Annotated in this window: 17 protein-coding genes; 13 read left to right on the top strand and 4 right to left on the bottom strand. The window is 56.7% G+C overall.

Going from position 1 to position 16,239, the window contains the following annotated elements:
- The 4 genes from rnr to rpmG all read left to right on the top strand — a co-directional run bounded on the left by rnr (position 1) and on the right by rpmG (position 3,991).
- Entirely contained in the window at positions 1 to 2,280 is a 2,280-nt protein-coding gene (gene rnr / locus DHN55_RS16405) for a ribonuclease R (RefSeq protein ID WP_108882603.1), read from the top strand.
- A 135-nt stretch (positions 2,281 to 2,415) separates the two neighbouring features.
- The gene (locus DHN55_RS16400; RefSeq protein ID WP_337660430.1) at positions 2,416 to 2,901 is read left to right on the top strand and encodes a DUF983 domain-containing protein; all 486 of its coding nucleotides are present in this window, start codon (positions 2,416 to 2,418) and stop codon (positions 2,899 to 2,901) included.
- Positions 2,902 to 2,975: 74 nt separating this feature from the next.
- A complete protein-coding gene (locus DHN55_RS16395) occupies positions 2,976 to 3,692 on the top strand; it encodes an NUDIX hydrolase (RefSeq protein WP_108882602.1) in 717 nt (238 codons plus the stop codon).
- 131 nt (positions 3,693 to 3,823) lie between these two features.
- A complete protein-coding gene (gene rpmG, locus DHN55_RS16390; RefSeq protein WP_108882601.1) occupies positions 3,824 to 3,991 on the top strand; it encodes a 50S ribosomal protein L33 in 168 nt (55 codons plus the stop codon).
- 514 nt (positions 3,992 to 4,505) lie between these two features.
- On the opposite strand, the gene DHN55_RS16385 is transcribed toward rpmG, so the two are convergent.
- Together DHN55_RS16385 and DHN55_RS16380 are read right to left on the bottom strand one after the other, a co-directional pair.
- Positions 4,506 to 5,873, bottom strand: coding sequence for a PleD family two-component system response regulator (locus tag DHN55_RS16385; protein ID WP_108882600.1), 1,368 nt, complete (start codon positions 5,871 to 5,873; stop codon positions 4,506 to 4,508).
- Positions 5,870 to 6,277, bottom strand: a complete 408-nt coding sequence (locus DHN55_RS16380; RefSeq protein WP_108882599.1) for a response regulator — start codon at positions 6,275 to 6,277, stop codon at positions 5,870 to 5,872. Before DHN55_RS16380 ends, DHN55_RS16385 begins: the two co-directional genes overlap by 4 nt.
- A 211-nt stretch (positions 6,278 to 6,488) precedes the next feature.
- Between DHN55_RS16380 and DHN55_RS16375 the strand changes: the two genes are divergently transcribed.
- The 6 genes from DHN55_RS16375 to DHN55_RS16350 are packed head-to-tail and all read left to right on the top strand — an operon-like array spanning position 6,489 to position 11,645.
- Positions 6,489 to 6,770 carry a DUF3572 family protein gene (locus DHN55_RS16375; RefSeq protein ID WP_108882598.1) on the top strand — a complete coding sequence of 94 codons (282 nt, stop codon included), beginning with the start codon at positions 6,489 to 6,491 and terminating at the stop codon, positions 6,768 to 6,770.
- A gap of 6 nt (positions 6,771 to 6,776) precedes the next feature.
- Positions 6,777 to 7,448, top strand: a complete 672-nt coding sequence (locus DHN55_RS16370) for a hypothetical protein (protein WP_108882597.1) — start codon at positions 6,777 to 6,779, stop codon at positions 7,446 to 7,448.
- Positions 7,448 to 8,347 (top strand): ROK family protein, encoded by a 900-nt coding sequence (locus DHN55_RS16365; protein ID WP_108882596.1) that lies wholly within the window; start codon positions 7,448 to 7,450, stop codon positions 8,345 to 8,347. The genes DHN55_RS16370 and DHN55_RS16365 overlap by 1 nt, the downstream gene beginning before the upstream one ends.
- Positions 8,348 to 8,366: 19 nt before the next feature.
- Complete coding sequence (locus DHN55_RS16360) at positions 8,367 to 9,713, top strand: class-II fumarase/aspartase family protein (RefSeq protein ID WP_337660429.1); 1,347 nt, start codon at positions 8,367 to 8,369, stop codon at positions 9,711 to 9,713.
- Between the two features lie 4 nt (positions 9,714 to 9,717).
- Positions 9,718 to 10,986 carry a DNA polymerase IV gene (locus tag DHN55_RS16355; protein WP_108882935.1) on the top strand — a complete coding sequence of 423 codons (1,269 nt, stop codon included), beginning with the start codon at positions 9,718 to 9,720 and terminating at the stop codon, positions 10,984 to 10,986.
- Complete coding sequence (locus DHN55_RS16350; protein WP_108882594.1) at positions 10,983 to 11,645, top strand: isochorismatase family protein; 663 nt, start codon at positions 10,983 to 10,985, stop codon at positions 11,643 to 11,645. The genes DHN55_RS16355 and DHN55_RS16350 overlap by 4 nt, the downstream gene beginning before the upstream one ends.
- Here DHN55_RS16350 and DHN55_RS16345 read toward each other — a convergent pair.
- On the bottom strand, positions 11,642 to 12,469 hold the full coding sequence (locus DHN55_RS16345) for an EipB family protein (RefSeq protein WP_337660428.1): 828 nt from the start codon (positions 12,467 to 12,469) through the stop codon (positions 11,642 to 11,644). The genes DHN55_RS16350 and DHN55_RS16345 overlap by 4 nt on opposite strands.
- A gap of 42 nt (positions 12,470 to 12,511) precedes the next feature.
- Complete coding sequence (locus tag DHN55_RS16340) at positions 12,512 to 13,468, bottom strand: NAD(P)-dependent oxidoreductase (RefSeq protein ID WP_108882592.1); 957 nt, start codon at positions 13,466 to 13,468, stop codon at positions 12,512 to 12,514.
- Between the two features lie 261 nt (positions 13,469 to 13,729).
- Between DHN55_RS16340 and DHN55_RS16335 the strand changes: the two genes are divergently transcribed.
- The 3 genes from DHN55_RS16335 to DHN55_RS16325 are packed head-to-tail and all read left to right on the top strand — an operon-like array spanning position 13,730 to position 16,180.
- Positions 13,730 to 14,197, top strand: coding sequence for a RidA family protein (locus tag DHN55_RS16335; protein ID WP_108882591.1), 468 nt, complete (start codon positions 13,730 to 13,732; stop codon positions 14,195 to 14,197).
- 13 nt (positions 14,198 to 14,210) lie between these two features.
- Positions 14,211 to 14,978, top strand: coding sequence for a glycerophosphodiester phosphodiesterase family protein (locus DHN55_RS16330; protein ID WP_108882590.1), 768 nt, complete (start codon positions 14,211 to 14,213; stop codon positions 14,976 to 14,978).
- A gap of 8 nt (positions 14,979 to 14,986) precedes the next feature.
- Entirely contained in the window at positions 14,987 to 16,180 is a 1,194-nt protein-coding gene (locus DHN55_RS16325) for a GNAT family N-acetyltransferase (RefSeq protein WP_108882589.1), read from the top strand.
- Positions 16,181 to 16,239 lie beyond the last annotated feature (59 nt).

The raw sequence follows: 16,239 nt of genomic DNA, 5'->3' as shown, positions 1-16,239 counted from the left end.
ATGGCACGAAGCCGCGGCCTGCCGTCGCCCGACCAGATCGCCGAGTTTCTCAAGACGGCGGATTCCAAGGTGGGCAAGCGCGAGATCGCCCGGGCGTTCGGCATCAAGGGCGCGGACCGTGTCGAACTGAAGAAAATCCTGCGCAAGATGGCTGATGACGGCCTGATTGCGACCCGGCGCAAACGCATGTCGGATGCAGCCGGTCTGCCGCCGGTGACAGTGCTGCGCGTCACGGGCATTGATTCCGATGGCGAGATTTTCGGCGAACCGGCGGAGTGGGCACGCGAGGGTGAAGCTCTTCCAAAGGTGATCATTCTGGCGTCCAGCGGACGCAACCGGTCGTCATCGATGAAACCTCCGGGTATCGGTGACCAACTGCTGTGCCGCATTTCGCGCACCAATGACGCCACATACCCCTATGAAGCGCGCATCATACGCAAGTTGCAGGGTGCGAAAGGCCACATAGTCGGGGTCTACCAGTCCTCTTCGCGCGGCAGTGGCCGGGTGATATCAGCCAACCGCAAGGACAAGCTGGAATTCGAAGTGGCACGCGGCGATGACGGCGGCGCACAAAAGGGTGAGCTGGTCCGCGCGGAAATTACCCGTGAGCGTGGACGCGGGTTTGCACAGGTGCGCATAGTAGAACGTCTGGGTGACGCTGCCGATCAGCGCAATATTTCACTGGTGGCCATTCATCAGCACGGTATTCCAGATCAGTTTCCGCAAGACGTGACAGTGGCTGCCGATGCGTTGAAGGAACTCAAGCCGCCGAAAGGCCGCAGGGACCTGAGGGACGTTGCGCTGATTACGATCGATCCACCCGATGCACGCGATCATGATGATGCGGTATGGGCCGCCCCTGACGATGATGCCGCCAACAAGGGCGGCTTCAAGGTGATTGTCGCCATTGCCGATGTCGCCGCCTATGTACGTGCCGGCAGTGTCATCGACAAGGAGGCCAGGGTCCGGGGGAACTCGGTCTACTTCCCCGATCGTGTCGTTCCGATGTTGCCCGAGCGGCTGTCCACGGACCTGTGTTCGTTGCGGGGGTTGGAGAACCGCCCTGCTTTCGCCTGCTTCATGACCTTCGACAAGACTGGCCGGAAGCTGAAACACAGCTTTGACCGTATCTGGATGAAGTCTGCCGCAAAACTTTCCTATGCGCAGGCTCAGGCAGCCATAGACGGCCGCAGTGATGACGTGACGGGTCCATTGCTCGAACCCGTGCTGAAGCCGTTATGGAAGGCTTACAAGGCGTTGAAGAAGGCCCGTGACAAGCGGCAGCCGCTTGAACTGGACCTGCCGGAACGCAAGCTGGTGCTGGATGCGGACGGGCGCATAGAACGGGTCACCACACCGGAGCGGCTTGATGCGCACAAGCTGATCGAAGAATTCATGATCCAGGCCAATGTAGCCGCCGCGGAAGTGCTGGAAAAGAGCAGTACACCTCTGGTATTCAGGGTGCATGAGGCACCGGCTCCGGAAAAGATCGACGCGCTGGCAAAATTCCTGGCGACGCTGGGCCAGTCCGCGCCGAAAGGTGTTGTCATGCAGCCGCAGCACTTCAACCGGATTCTCGAAACAGCCCGGGGTGGGCCAAACGAGCACCTGGTGTCCCAGACCGTACTGAGGTCGCAGGCCCAGGCCGTATACACTCCGGACAATCAGGGGCATTTCGGCCTGAACCTGCGCCGCTATGCCCATTTCACATCGCCGATCCGCCGGTATGCCGATCTGATCGTTCACCGAGCCCTGATCACTGCCCTGAAACTCGGTGATGACGGATTGAGCCATGAAGACCTCACATCCCTTGAAGAACTGGCAGGCATTCTTTGCATGACCGAACGCCGCGCCATGCTGGCTGAACGTGAAACGACCGATCGGCTGATCGCCCACTACCTGTCGGGAAATATTGGCGCGGATTTCAAGGCTCGCATCGGCGGCATGGTCAAGGCCGGGTTGTTCGTGACCCTGGCGGACAGCGGCGCGGACGGTTTCATTCCGGCATCTACGCTGGGGCAGGATTATTTTGTTCATGATGAGACGGCCATGGCCATGGTGGGCGAACGCACCGGTGAAACCTTTCGCATGGGCGACCTCGTGGATGTTCGTCTGCTGGAGGTCACCCCGCTGGCGGGAGGACTTCGGTTCGAGATGCTGTCGAAGGGATCCTCAGGCAAGCCTGCCGGTCGGAGGCCAGCATCCCACAAGCGTGGAAGATCAGGCTCAAAACCGAACAAACCGGGGGCAAGGCGCCGCAAACCGGTCGGCCGGCGGTAGCTGTTGCAGGCCGGATGAATTCCCGGGATCAGGAATGTGGCATCCTGACGCGCGGCGGAAGGCGGGCTGTCCGAGACAACTGAAGCGAATGAATATGGGCACAAACACACACCAGTTGAAATGATTGTGCCGCCTATGGCTTACGAACTCGACCAGAAAACCCTGACGACGCCAATCGATCCCCCATCCGCAGGAACGGGCAGATCGGTCTGGCAGGCAATGTGGAAGGGGTTCAGATGCCGGTGTCCGAGGTGTGATACCGGCAAGCTGTTCTCAAGTTATCTGAAAGTGTCGCAGGAATGTTCTTCGTGCGGCCAGGCGCTGCACCATCATCGCGCCGATGATGCACCGCCCTACTTCACGATGTTTATTGTGGGTCACCTGCTGGTGCCGCTTGTGTTCTGGGTCGAGCGTGTCTGGAAACCCGACTTGAGCGTGCACGCTGCACTGTGGCTGCCTTCGTCGATCCTGCTGACGCTTTGGCTCTTGCCGATGGTCAAGGGCGCCATTATCGGGTTGCAATGGGCGATCGGCATGCATGGTTTTGGTCTGTCGGATGAAGAATCGTCACTGGTTGATCCCAAGGACCTCGAACAGGATGCCGCCAAGCTTGATGGCTGACGGACTCAAATTCCTGACGCTTTGCGATCCTGCAACAACTTGTGAAGTGTCCGGTGCACGCATAACGTGACGCAATGCAAGATATAACCGACAGGCCTCATCCCAGTACCATTCGACCACGTGATGCAGCGACGCTGATTCTGGTCCGGCGCGATTCTGCCGCGCCACGGGTGTTGATGGGAAAGCGTCACGAAGCGCACAAGTTCATGCCGGGGAAGTTTGTTTTTCCCGGAGGACGGGTTGATGCGGGAGACTGCCGTATTACTGCGGAGCATGCGCTTCCCGCCGACGTATCTGCAAAACTTGTAAGTGCCATGAAAGGAAAGCCGTCAAGCGCCCGGGCAACGGGTATAGCGCTGGCCGCGGTGCGCGAAACCTTCGAAGAGGTTGGTCTGATCATCGGGCAGCCCGGTCCGGTTCCGAAAACCCGCAACTCAGCCTGGCAACATTTCTATGCCACCGGGCATGTTCCCGATCTTCGCGGGTTACGAATGCTTGCCAGGGCAATAACCCCTCCCGGCCGCCCACGGCGCTTTGACACCCGGTTTTTCATGGCGGATGCAGCCAGCCTGGCCAATATGGATGCACCTGTAGTGCCGGAAACGGACGAACTTCTGACGCCCCACTGGGTCAGTATTGAAGACGCGTTGCAGCTCGACCTTCCCTGGATCACCGGCCAGATTCTCGGCCGTCTCAGGGACGCTCTGGAAAATCCGGATCCGTTTGGAACACAGCGACCGGTAAGTTATCAGTACAAGCGGGGCAAGAACTGGAAATACGAGACTTTGTGAGCGGCATCTTGTTGTCTTGACAATGCACAACGCTTGGGCGATACCGCGCCCCAAGAGTTTCATCATCTGATGCCACGCATATGCGTCATGCCTGTTTGACCGGGCGTGGGCGTAACAGGAAAGGTCCGGCAATGGCCAAGGCTACCACCATCAAGATCAAACTGCTTTCAACAGCAGACACTGGCTTTTTCTACACAGCCAAGAAGAATTCACGTACCCAGACAGAGAAACTGTCCTTCCGCAAATATGACCCCGTAGCCAAGAAGCACGTGGAATTCAAGGAAGCCAAGATCAAGTAATCCGACAACGGGCCAGCCGGTCCGCCATCAGGTTCCCGACGTTTGACAAAGCGCTGCCCATACCAGGTGGCGCTTTATCTATGGATTGCCTGTTTTGGGGGATAATAGGGTGACCGGCCCGGTGACAAGTTCGAGGAGGCCTCTCAAACAAGGCCGGACCGGTCAAACCCCGCGGTTTTCAGGAGATGCGGCGGACCTGAAGAGCCTCGGGGCAAACTGCTTGATGAACCTGTTTCGGGCGGTTTTTGGCGAAGGCGGTGTTACCGGCTTGCCCTGCCCGTTATTCAGCAATCAGCAATAAACTCCGGTTCAGGTTTGGCTGGGCTTTCCAAGCGAGGTGTTGAGTTCACCCAAATGCCCCTGAACACGTTGTCTAATTTACTTGATCTTAGGGCAAATTCCAATGTCGTCCCGGCCAAAGCAGGGCAAATTCTCTTTTTATCGTATATTGTTATGGTAAACGGCTAAACTGGAATTATACCGGTATGGCGCCGTAATTGGGCTGGCAAGCCGCTCAGGCTGCTTCCGAAACCACACGATTTCGCCCAGACCTTTTTGCCTTGTACAAGGCATCATCAGCGCGTTTCAGGAATATTTCCGGCGTATCGGCGGCAGACTCATAACCGGCCACACCGATCGATACGGTGATTGCCAATGGTCCCGAACTGGCCTGGACATCGAATGGCGTGGCAGCAATTATCCGGCGCAGGCGTTCTGCGACCGTGAACCCGACCTGCAATTCCGTTCCCGGCAGCAGAATGAGGAATTCCTCCCCGCCAATGCGAAAACACAGATCGATCGTGCGTATCTGTTCCTTGAGACGTCTGGCCAGTTCCTTGAGAACCCTGTCACCGACATCGTGACCGTGAGTGTCGTTTATCGGTTTGAAGAAATCGACATCCAGGGTCAGAATGCTCAGCGGGCTTCCCCGCACGCTGGCATTGGCCAGTTGTATCTCCAGCTGGTTGTCCATGTGACGTCGATTGTACAAGCCGGTAAGCGGATCTGTGACGGCCATTTCCATTGACCTTGCCACATTGGTGCGCAGCCGGTCCGTATACCGTTTGCGCTTGATCTGGGTGTTTACGCGAGCTCGCAGCTCCATCCGGTCAACCGGGCGATGCAGGTAATCGTTCACACCCATGTCGAGCGCGCGCATCAGACGCGCCCCGTCTTCCGGGTCAACTACGATCAGCAGCGGCAGCTGACGGGTTTTTTCAAAAGACCGAAGCTGTGAACATAACCGGAGGCCATCGTGATCCAGCAGGTCAAGGCTGACAATAACCAGGTCAAATTCAGTTTCGAGATTCAAGTTTACGGCTTCTGACGGTTCCCTGAGGGTCACCAGATTGTGCAATTTCGAAAGTGACTCTTCGATTCTCTCGGCGACGATGCCGCGGTTGTCGACAATCAGAATATTGGCATTCTTTTCAACTTCAGCCAAGTTAACCGGATTGTCCTGCCCTTCCAGCAAGGCTGAGGTGTCCCGCCCGCGCAATTCGTCGATCAGCATCTTGAGACGGACAAGACTCTTCAATCTGCAAAACAGGGCTGCATCATTGACAGGCTTGGTGATGAAATCGTCTGCGCCGGCCTCCAGACCCTGTACGCGGTCTTCGGGCTGGTCCAGCGCGGTTACCATGATGACCGGGATGTGCTGGGTCTCCGGGTTGGATTTTATGCGTTTGCAAACCTCGATGCCATCGATACCCGGCATCATCACATCCAGCAAAATAATGTCCGGGTTGAAGCTCCCGATCGCTTCAATCGCATCCAGCCCGTTCGAAGCGGTATGAACTTCAAAATACTCGCTCGTCAGCTTGGCTTCCAGCAAGCGGACGTTGGCGAGGATATCATCCACGACAAGCACACGGGCTGTCATGACGGCACCTCGAAGAACCCGTTGATGGTGGACAGGAACGATGCGACCGAAATTGGTTTTGAGATATAGGCCTCACAACCGCCTTCGCGAATTTTCTGCTCGTCGCCCTTCATGGCGAATGCGGTAACCGCCACGACCGGGATTGAGCGCAGGTCGTCATCTTCCTTGAGCCATTTGGTGACTTCAATTCCCGATACTTCTGGCAACTGGATATCCATCAGGATGAGATCTGGCTTGTGCTCGCGCGCAATATCGAGCGCCGACAAACCTTCACGGGTTTGCAGGACACGGTATCCGTGCGCTTCAAGCAGGTCATTGAACAGTTTCATGTTCAATTCATTGTCTTCGACAATAAGAACCGTTTTCACCGCGGAGGCGTCTGATTGTTCAGAAATTTGAGCCATTGCTCATCCGGCCTTCTTAAGTCAGTTTTCCCAGTAGTGGACCAATCACGCCGTTCTTGTAAATTAGGTCGCGTGCCAGCATTCTACCAGTGCTATATGTCTAGGCTGACCAATGTGTCGGAAGAAAGTTACACAGTACTTAAATTTTACACGGCTATAGGTTCCGTCAAACTGACGGTTAAAGCGCGTTGGAGCGATTTGTTAGACTTGTATGTACACGCCTGAACAAGCAGAAATACTGGCAATTCAAGTGCTTGGGTACCTTGCCGGTACCGAGGAAGAGTTGCAGCGCCTGATGATGACAACTGGTATGGATACCGAGGCCTTAAAACTAAGTACACAATCTCGTGCAGGTCTGGCCGGAGTGCTTGATTACATCTGCCAGGACGAATCGATTCTGCTTGGATTCTGCGAAGCGGCGAAAATCCGGCCCGAAGAGCCGATGCAGGCACTGTACGCATTGCAGAAATTCCCTGATACAGGAGCCGCCTGAGACCGTATGGATATTAGCGACACAACCCTGGAACAAATATCACTGCTGAGACTCGACAAAAACCGGCCATTGCTGTTGTGCGATGTCGATGAAGTGGTTGTGCATTTTCTGAAAGGGCTGGAAGGTTGGCTGGACCGAAATGACCTGTGGCTCGATCCTGCCAGTTTCGCGTTGAACGGGAACATCAGACACAAGCATGACAACCGGCCTTTGGAAGAAGAAAAAGTCGGGCCGGCCATCATGAGCTTTTTCGAGGAACTCACGCACTCCCTCGAAGTTATCGAGGGTGCGGTCCCTGCCCTGCACGCACTGTCCAGGCACGCTGATGTCGTCATGCTGAGCAACCTGCCGTCACAGTTCAGATCAGAGCGCGTCGAGAACCTGGCAAGTCATGGACTGAACTTTCCACTGGTGACAAATTCCGGGCCGAAAGGTCCTGCGATATCAGCGATTGCAGCTGATCACACGGCACCGGTGGCGTTTATCGATGATCATACCGGTTACCTGAAATCCGCATCAGAACATATGCCCAGCGTCAATTTGGTTCATTTCATGCAGGACGAACGATTTGGCCGCCATGTGATCCATGAACCCTATATCCATCACCGCACCGACAACTGGCCGGATGCGCATCGCCATATCGAAACGGTTTTCACCGGGATCGAGGCATCAGGCTGATGCGTATCGGCATTGATCTTGGCGGCACAAAAATCGCCGGCATTGCCATCGGTGACAATGACAAGGTGCTCGCCGTGGCCCGGGTGCCCACTCCACGCGGCGACTATTCCGGGTCGATCACGGCCATATCCGCAATGGTCAGCGAACTGGCCGACACAGCCAAATCCGACCATTACAGTGTTGGAATTGGAATGCCCGGTTCCGTTTCGCCGATAACCGGCAAGGTTCAGAACGCCAATTCCACCTGGATCAACGACCGACACTTTCAAACCGACCTGGAAACCGCATTAAATTGCAATGTGCGCATGGCCAACGACGCCAATTGCCTGGCTGTTTCGGAAGCCTATGACGGAGCCGGGCAAGCTGCTGCATCGGTATTTGGCGTCATCCTTGGAACCGGCTGCGGCGGTGGTCTGGTCATCGACGGAACCGCTGTGTCCGGGCGCCACTGTATTGGCGGTGAATGGGGCCACAATCCGCTGCCGTGGGCTGAAGGTTCTGAACTGCCCGGTCCTGCATGCTGGTGCGGGCGCAAAGGCTGTCTGGAAACATGGCTGTCGGGCCCGGGCCTCGCCAATGACCATTATGCCCGGACAGGCATTCAGTTACCTGCGGAGGAAATAGACTTCAATGCAGCAGCGGGAGATAAAGATGCCATCGCAACGCTCAGCCGGCATCTTGACAGATGCGGGCGCGGACTGGCCCATGTCATCAACATTTTTGATCCGGAAGTCATCGTGCTGGGCGGAGGTCTGTCCGGCCTGAACGGACTGGTCGACCGTTTGCCGGCCGCCATAGCGCCGTACGTTTTTGCAGATGCGGTCAGTATTCGTGTAGAAGCCGCTATGCATGGTCCGGAGTCCGGCGTTCGCGGTGCGGCGCGGCTCTGGCCTCAGTGACATAACTTGGAGCACCAAAGTGACAGGATTTGCACACGTCCAGGATTCCAGACTGCTGGGACACTTGTTCTCGACAGTGGCCATGAAGGAGGTCTTTTCCGACACTGCCACCTTGCGATGCTGGCTCGAGGTTGAAGCCGCTCTGGCCAGGGTTCAGTCGGACTTGAAACTGATACCCGAGGCAGCAGCAGACGCAATCTGCACGGCCTGCGCATCTGACAAGTACGATCTTGCGCAGTTGGGTTCCCGGATAGCAGCTGCATCTCACCCGCTGACCCCGGTCATTGCCGCTATTGAAGCCAATTCAGGAGAATACGGCCAGTATGTCCACTTCGGCGCCACAACGCAGGACATTATGGACAGCGGGCTTGTCCTGCAGATGCGGACCGGACTGAACCTGTTGACTGCAAGCCACGAACACCTGCTCGCAGCGTGTGTACTGCAGGCAAGGACATGGCGTGAGCTTCCGATGGCCGGGCGCACGCACGGTCAGCACGCGGTGCCGATTACGCTTGGCTTGAAGTTTGCCCTGCTGGCAAGCGAGGTCAAACGCCATCTGGAGCGGTTGTGTGAATTGGCCGCCATGCTGCCTGTTCAGTTCGCCGGGGCAGCCGGAACACTGGCAACCCTCGGTTTGCAAGGTGCCGGGGTCCGCGAGGCATTGGCAAAGATGCTCGGCCTGGTTGATTCCAAAGAGAGTTGGCATACGGGAAGAGACCTGATTGCCCATATCACAAGCCAGGTGGCGATATCGGCTGCAACCTGCGGTAAAATCGCCAACGAAATCGTAAACCTGCAGCGCACCGAAATCGGTGAACTGGCGGAAGGCGCAGCCCCCGGCACCGGAGGTTCATCCACCATGCCGCAAAAGCGCAATCCCATGCTGGCGCAGAACATTGTGGCGCTGGCCCGGTTGATGGCAGTACGGCCGCCGCTTGCACTGGACGCGATGATGCATGAACACGAACGGGACATGGCGGCGTGGACGATGGAGTGGGCCGTGGTGCCTGAAAGTTTCATTTACGGCCATGCAGCTGTAGAGCAGTGCACGACGTTGGTGGCAAACCTGCAGGTTGACGAGGCCCGGATAGCGCAAAACCTTGCGCATACGGGTGGCCTGATTTGTGCCGAAGCGGTCATGATGGACCTGGCCGGTGACATGGGACGTACACAGGCGCACCACGCGGTCGCCGATCTGATTTCACAAGCCCGCCAGACAGGTGTAAGTTTTGCTGAAGTCCTGAATGACGATACCAGGATAGGTGCGCTGCGATCACCGGAACAGATTGCAACGCTTCTTGATCCGGCCAACTACACAGGTGATGCCGTTCAGACCGTGGACCGGATCGTACGCGAACTGGAATGATCAGATGCAGACCATATGCCGCGACTGCCTGTCGAGCGTTGCAGAGGCCGAGACACGGTGCCCGCAATGCCATGGGCCACGGCTGATCAGCCACCCTCGCCTGCATGAACTGTCAATTGCACATCTGGACTGTGACTCGTTCTACGCGGCCGTTGAAAAACGCGACAACCCGGACCTTGCAGACAAGCCAGTCATCATAGGTGGAGGCACCCGCGGGGTGGTTTCAACTGCCTGTTACGTGGCCCGCATTCACGGGGTCAGGTCGGCCATGCCGATGTTCAAGGCTCTCAAAGCCTGCCCCAAGGCAGTTGTAATCAGGCCGGACATGGCGAAATACGCGAAAGTCGGCAAGCAGGTCAGAGAGTTGATGAAACAGCTCACGCCGCTGGTGGAACCAATATCCATCGACGAGGCTTTCATGGATCTGACCGGCACCGAACGGCTGCATGGAAAGAGCCCGGTGCGGGCGCTATGTGAACTTGCCCTCAAGATAGAGGACGAAATCGGTATCACGGTTTCCATCGGGCTTTCCCACACCAAGTACCTTGCCAAACTGGCGTCGGACATGGACAAGCCGAGGGGAATGTTTGTGATTGGACCTGACGAATGTGTCGAGTTTCTGCGCGACCGGCCGGTCAGTTTCATCTGGGGGGTGGGTGCCGCCATGCAGAAGAAGCTGCACAAGGACGGCATCCGGCTGATTGGGCAATTGCAGCGTATGGAGAAAAACGATTTGATGCGGCAGTACGGGTCCCTGGGGTCTCGGCTCTATCATCTGTCGCGCGGCGAGGATGCCAGATCGGTTCAGGGTCGCAGTGCGTCGAAGAGTATTTCGGCGGAGACCACGTTCAATACCGACATTACCGACTATCCGGAACTCGAAAAGATATTGTGGAGATTGTCTGAAAAAGTGTCCCGGCGCGCCAAGAAGGATCACATGGCCGGCACGACCGTCGTATTGAAACTCAAGACGGATCACTTCAAGACACGAACACGAAACACCTCATTATCGGATCCAACAGCTTTGGCGACACGCATTTTCGATGCTGCAAAACCCATGCTGGAACGCGAGGTTGACGGCAAGACCGCATTCCGGTTGATCGGGGTCGGTATCAGCAACCTTGCCGAACTGGACGCCGATGCCGAGGTTGGCGGGCTTGACCAGCGGGCCGACGCTCATGCCAAGGTGGAGCTGGCCATGGACAAGTTACGCGACAAATTTGGTGCCGCGGCAGTGGAAAAGGGGCGCGGATTGAAAGGCGACAGCCGTTGACACATCACGAGATCAGTTGCTGGCACAACAGGACCTACGAATTTGAACCGGCGTCCACAGCCTTTCTGGCCATCGACATGCAGCGTGATTTCCTCTTCGACGAAGGCGGCCAGCCAAACGAGATGGCGCGGATCATCCCGGCGTTTTCGCGGTTGACTGCCATCATGCGTGATTTGGGGTGCATGATTGTTCATACCAGAGAATCCTACGCTGAAGATCTGTCCGATGTGACGGCACACAAGGCCAGCCAGGGGTATGTCGGCAGGCCGGGGCCCTTCGGCAAGTACCTGATACGCGGGCAACGCGGTTGCGATTTTGTCGATGAGCTCAAACCGCATTCTGCAGAACCGGTCATTGATCAACCGGGTTTCGGCAAAATGCACGGCAGTGGCCTGCACGAAATGCTGCAGGCAAAAAAAGTCACCCACCTGATCCTGGCCGGTGTCACCACACAGTGTTGTGTTCACTCGACATTGCGCGAAGCGGTCGATGCCGGATACTGGTGCCTGACGGTTGCGAATTGCTGCGCGTCACCCAGACAACAGTGGCACGACGCGGCCCTGCAACTGATCGCATCGGAAAGTCACCTGTTCGGCTCGATATGCGACCTGCAGGACCTGGTAAACGGCCGGAACAGCGGCAAGCCGGACGGCAGTTAATTGCACGCAGTCATTTCCAGCAGCTTGATATCCGTCAACTTGGCATCCAGGACGAAGTCACCGTAGTTCAGGCTCATGTCACCGGATACGCCGTTTTCATACAACACCATGCTGACCTGGTATTCAGGGGTTTCCTTGTCCTGATTGTCCGGCTTGTAGTAGGAGATCGACACCGGCCAGCCGGACAGGCCGTTCACGTCCTTCATCTTCGCATCTGTCTGATCCTCGCCGGCATCCTTCTTCGAGCCGATGAAGGTGATCGCGATGGCCGGTTTTGATCCATCGGAACCATCGTACAGCAACGTCTCGTCGCGCGTTTCCCCTGCCTCTGCCGCCTTGACGATCTTCAACTGATGATCAACCGGAAATGTCACGCCCTCCGGTAACGAGAAAATTTCTTCCTTGGGCTTGGTGATGGCGCCGGATCCACCGGTTTTCCCCTCCGCGAGTTTTGCGCGCAGTTCTTTTTCTTCCTGCAGCTTGCTGTCAACGAACTGGCGCTGGACATAGCGCAGCTGATCGCTTTCGCCGGATTCCCACATCGATGACCTGCTGTCCAGAACACGCGACTTGCCGCCGGACAGGAAAAACTGGTTGATCATGCGAAAATTGACCGTCCAGCCTTCGCATCCGCTGCCGCTGAACTCTATGACCATGCGACCCTTGGCGCCGGAAATTCCGGTTCTGTCTTCGGCAGATTTCAGGGAGATGTCATAAACGGCCCGGTGAGCCGCCAATGGCGACGCCGCCAGAGCGGGCAGTGTGAAACACACGCCAGTGGCAACGATTACCGTACCGCTCAGAAAACCGGATAATTTGCTCAAGATCATTCTCCGTCAGTTTTTCCAGATGTCGCAGGTTATTGCTCAAGTTACCAGATTCTTTGCTTGCCCCCCGAAAAAGGCATTTACATGGTCAACGGTCTGGCGCCAGCATTCAGTCTGGGCTTCGAAGCTCGCCCATGCAATATGCGGTGTTATGATGACGTTGGGCCGGTCAGCAGCCTGCATCAACGGATGATCGGGCGCCGGCGGTTCGGTGGTCAGGACATCAAAACCGATGCCGCCGACCAGGCCTTCATCCAGGGCGGCTACAAGATCTGCCTCGTCTACAAGTCCGCCACGGGCGGTGTTGATGATCAGCGGTTGCCGTTTCATTTTCCTGAACTCGGCACTGGCGAGCATGTTGCGGGTACCTGGCATCAGCGGGCAATGCAGGGTAATGACATCCGATCTCTCCAGGACTTCGTCAAACGGCGTATAAAGCGGACCGAGCCCGTCCACTCCCTTGTGGGCGGCAAACAGTACGGTCATGCCGAGTGCGCGCGCAATGTGGGCAACTGACTGCCCGAGATTGCCCTCACCGAAAATTCCGAGCGTCGAACCATTCAGGTCCTTGATGGCGTGTGTGTGGAAGCAGAACTGGCCGGCCTCCTGCCAGTTGCCGGCAACGACATCGTCGGCGTAGGCGGCAATGGCGCGTCGCAGTGCGAAAATCAGCGCAAATGTGTGTTCCGGCACGGTGTTGGCGGCGTAACCGCGGACATTTGAAACCACGACGCCGTGGTCACGACACGCCGGCACGTCAATGACGTCAAAACCGGTTGCAGCCACCGATATCATTTTCAGGTCCGGCAATTGCGCCAGGGTTTCAGCCCGGATCGGAACCTTGTTGGTGATGGCGACTGTTGCCCCCTGGAGTCGATCGACAATCTGTTCCGGCGATGTTGCGGCATGCTCGACCCAGTCATGATCGATGTCCGGGCGCACCAGGTCAATTTCCGGTGCGAAGGTACCCCGGTCCAGAAAAACAATTTTTGTCATCAATACAAACCCCTGATTCAGTTCACCGGCACGCTAGCGTGACCTGCCGGACCATCGCAAGCGGCGACTTTCTGAAACAGCGTCATTTCCGGGCTGGTCAAGTGTCGCATCCCCCCTTAGATCAGTATGGCTTTTGATTGAAACAATCAAAAACCACAAAACTGATCGCTTGCGGAGTGCTAGAGCAATTTTATGGGTTCAATTGAACCCATGTTGCTCTAGATTGCGGCGCAATCGACACGAAACCATTCAGAGGAAATCATCATGGGTACCATCGACGACCGTCTTGCAGAACTGGGCATGGAAATTCCAACTCCGGCGGCACCGGTTGCCAACTATGTCGGCTGGGTTCGCACAGGCAATCTTGTGTTTACAGCCGGTCAGGTGCCGTTGAAAGACGGCGAGTTCATGTATCAGGGCATTGTCGGCGACACGGTATCCGTGGAAGACGCGACGGAGGCGGCAAAATTGTGTGCCATCAATATCATAGCCCAGGTGAAGCAGGCCTGTGACGGCGATCTGGACAAGGTCAAGCGGATTGTCAAACTGGTTGGTTTTGTAAACGGTGTGCCGGGGTTTGGCGACCAGCCGAAAATCATCAATGGTGCATCCGACATGATGGTTGAAGTATTCGGGGATAAGGGCAAGCATGCCCGTTCTGCCGTTGGCGCCGGATCGCTGCCAATCAATCTCTCCGTTGAGATCGAGGCCGTTGTAGAAGTCGAATAGAAGGCTGACGCCGATGTGGCGGCCAACAGATCCCGATTGCGATTGGCTGACGAAGGTCGCCATCGCACATCGCGGGCTGCATGACGTACAAAACGGCGTGGTGGAAAACTCACTGCTCGCCGCCGAGGCGGCGATCGAGCACGACTATGCCATTGAGGTTGATGTGCAGCTTTCAAGCGATGGCGAGGCGATGGTGTTTCATGATCACAGCCTGGACCGGCTGACAAATGAAACGGGTTCCATCCATGACTTCAAGGCGGCTGACCTCAGTGAAATTTCCTATGCAAATGGCAGCGGCACCATTCCCACTCTTATGCAATTGCTTGAGCTGGTCGCCGGCAGGGTGGGGCTGGTGGTCGAAGTCAAAAGCCAATGGTCGGGAAACACCGATCTGGTGCGGCGGACCGCTCAGTGCCTGGCGTCTTATGCCGGACATGTTGCTGTGATGTCGTTCGACCCGGTTCAGGTCGGCTGGCTCGCCCATGAAGCTCCTGACATCATCCGGGGTATGGTGGCAGACGGTGCAACACAGGACGATTATCCCTGGCTGCCGCTCTCTACACGGCTTTCGCTGCGGGAATTTCGCCATCTGGATGTAACGCAACCGAACTTCCTGTCGCTGGACAAGCACTGGCTGCCCTGCCCCGTGTCGCGCATGTTTCGGAAAACGCGCACGCCGATGATCTGCTGGACCATCCGTTCCGAACAAGAAGCATCAGATGCGCTAAGATGGTGTGATCAGATTACATTTGAAGGGTATGCGCCCAAGGCCATGGTCTAAGTCCTGAAATGACGACACCGGAAAAAGACCAGTTTTCCATGGAGGTTCATCAATCCATTTCGGGCATTGATGCCGACACCTGGGACATGTGCGCCAATCCGCCATGGCGTCCCTACAACCCGTTTGTGCGCCATGCATTCCTGAAAGCGCTGGAGACTTCAGGCTCGGCTGTCGCGGAAACCGGGTGGCTCGGCCAGCACATGCAGTTGAAGTCCGGTGACGGACAGACCATCGCGGTGATGCCGTGCTATCTGAAAAATCACTCGCAAGGCGAGTATGTGTTTGACTATGGCTGGGCGGAGGCTATCCAGCGGGCCGGTGGGCAGTATTATCCAAAGCTGCAGATTTCGGTTCCGTTCACCCCCGCATCCGGCCCGAAAGTCCTTGTGACGCAAGCTGACAAGCTCAGACAGTGCCGTGCAGCCATGGCGGATGCGTCGAGCCAACTGGCGGGCCGGCTTGGCGCGTCGTCTGCCCACATGACGTTTATCGCCGAGGACGAATACAAGGATTTCGGCGATTTCGGCTGGTTGCAGCGCAACGATACGCAATTTCATTGGCACAATGAGGATTTTTCCTCTTTTGATCAGTTTCTTGCCGCACTTTCTTCGCGCAAGCGCAAGAATATCCGCAAGGAACGCAAGACCGTGGCCGGAAGCGGGCTGGACATCCAGGTGCTGACCGGCGAGGACATCACCGAAGACCACTGGGACCACTTCTTCCACTTCTACATGGACACAGGCGATCGTAAATGGGGAACCCCTTACCTGACCCGTGAGTTCTTTTCATCGGTTGGCGAGAACATGTCCGACGACATTGCCCTGATCATGGTGCGCAATAACGGGCGCTGGATCGCCGGTGCCATAAATTTCATCGGTGGCGATGCACTCTATGGCCGCAACTGGGGATGCATCGAACACCATGACTGCCTGCATTTCGAGGTCTGCTACTACACGGCCATCGAGTTTGCCATCTCCCGTGGTCTGAAGCGGGTGGAAGCCGGCGCGCAAGGTCCGCACAAGCTGGCGCGCGGATACCTGCCCGTGACCACACGGTCCGTCCACATGATCCAGGACCCGCGCCTGCATTCGGCCGTGGCCGACTATCTTGAACAGGAGCGCAGGGCCGTGGCGCGTGACAACAAGCTGATTGAAGAACACCACTCGCCATTCAGACGGGGAGAAAGAGAAGAGGATTTTTGAGGGTTGGCGTTGCTCAACTTCTGAGTTAGTCAATTGCAACAACCGCAAACCGGGAAATT

Origin of the sequence: Anderseniella sp. Alg231-50 (assembly GCF_900149695.1) — a bacterium.
Taxonomy (GTDB): Bacteria; Pseudomonadota; Alphaproteobacteria; order Rhizobiales; family Aestuariivirgaceae; genus Anderseniella.
The sequence above is the reverse complement of the archived record's forward strand: the minus strand, read 5'-3'. Positions and strand labels throughout refer to the sequence as shown.

Excerpts from the sequence above, each read along its gene's own strand:
- rnr (WP_108882603.1), top strand. The coding sequence starts at position 1 with ATGGCACGAAGCCGCGGCCTGCCGTCGCCCGACCAGATCGCCGAGTTT.
- DHN55_RS16400 (WP_337660430.1), top strand. The coding sequence starts at position 2,416 with ATGGCTTACGAACTCGACCAGAAAACCCTGACGACGCCAATCGATCCC.
- DHN55_RS16395 (WP_108882602.1), top strand. The coding sequence starts at position 2,976 with ATGCAAGATATAACCGACAGGCCTCATCCCAGTACCATTCGACCACGT.
- rpmG (WP_108882601.1), top strand. The coding sequence starts at position 3,824 with ATGGCCAAGGCTACCACCATCAAGATCAAACTGCTTTCAACAGCAGAC.
- DHN55_RS16385 (WP_108882600.1), bottom strand. The coding sequence starts at position 5,873 with ATGACAGCCCGTGTGCTTGTCGTGGATGATATCCTCGCCAACGTCCGC.
- DHN55_RS16380 (WP_108882599.1), bottom strand. The coding sequence starts at position 6,277 with ATGGCTCAAATTTCTGAACAATCAGACGCCTCCGCGGTGAAAACGGTT.
- DHN55_RS16375 (WP_108882598.1), top strand. The coding sequence starts at position 6,489 with ATGTACACGCCTGAACAAGCAGAAATACTGGCAATTCAAGTGCTTGGG.
- DHN55_RS16370 (WP_108882597.1), top strand. The coding sequence starts at position 6,777 with ATGGATATTAGCGACACAACCCTGGAACAAATATCACTGCTGAGACTC.
- DHN55_RS16365 (WP_108882596.1), top strand. The coding sequence starts at position 7,448 with ATGCGTATCGGCATTGATCTTGGCGGCACAAAAATCGCCGGCATTGCC.
- DHN55_RS16355 (WP_108882935.1), top strand. The coding sequence starts at position 9,718 with ATGCAGACCATATGCCGCGACTGCCTGTCGAGCGTTGCAGAGGCCGAG.
- DHN55_RS16340 (WP_108882592.1), bottom strand. The coding sequence starts at position 13,468 with ATGACAAAAATTGTTTTTCTGGACCGGGGTACCTTCGCACCGGAAATT.
- DHN55_RS16330 (WP_108882590.1), top strand. The coding sequence starts at position 14,211 with ATGTGGCGGCCAACAGATCCCGATTGCGATTGGCTGACGAAGGTCGCC.
- DHN55_RS16325 (WP_108882589.1), top strand. The coding sequence starts at position 14,987 with ATGACGACACCGGAAAAAGACCAGTTTTCCATGGAGGTTCATCAATCC.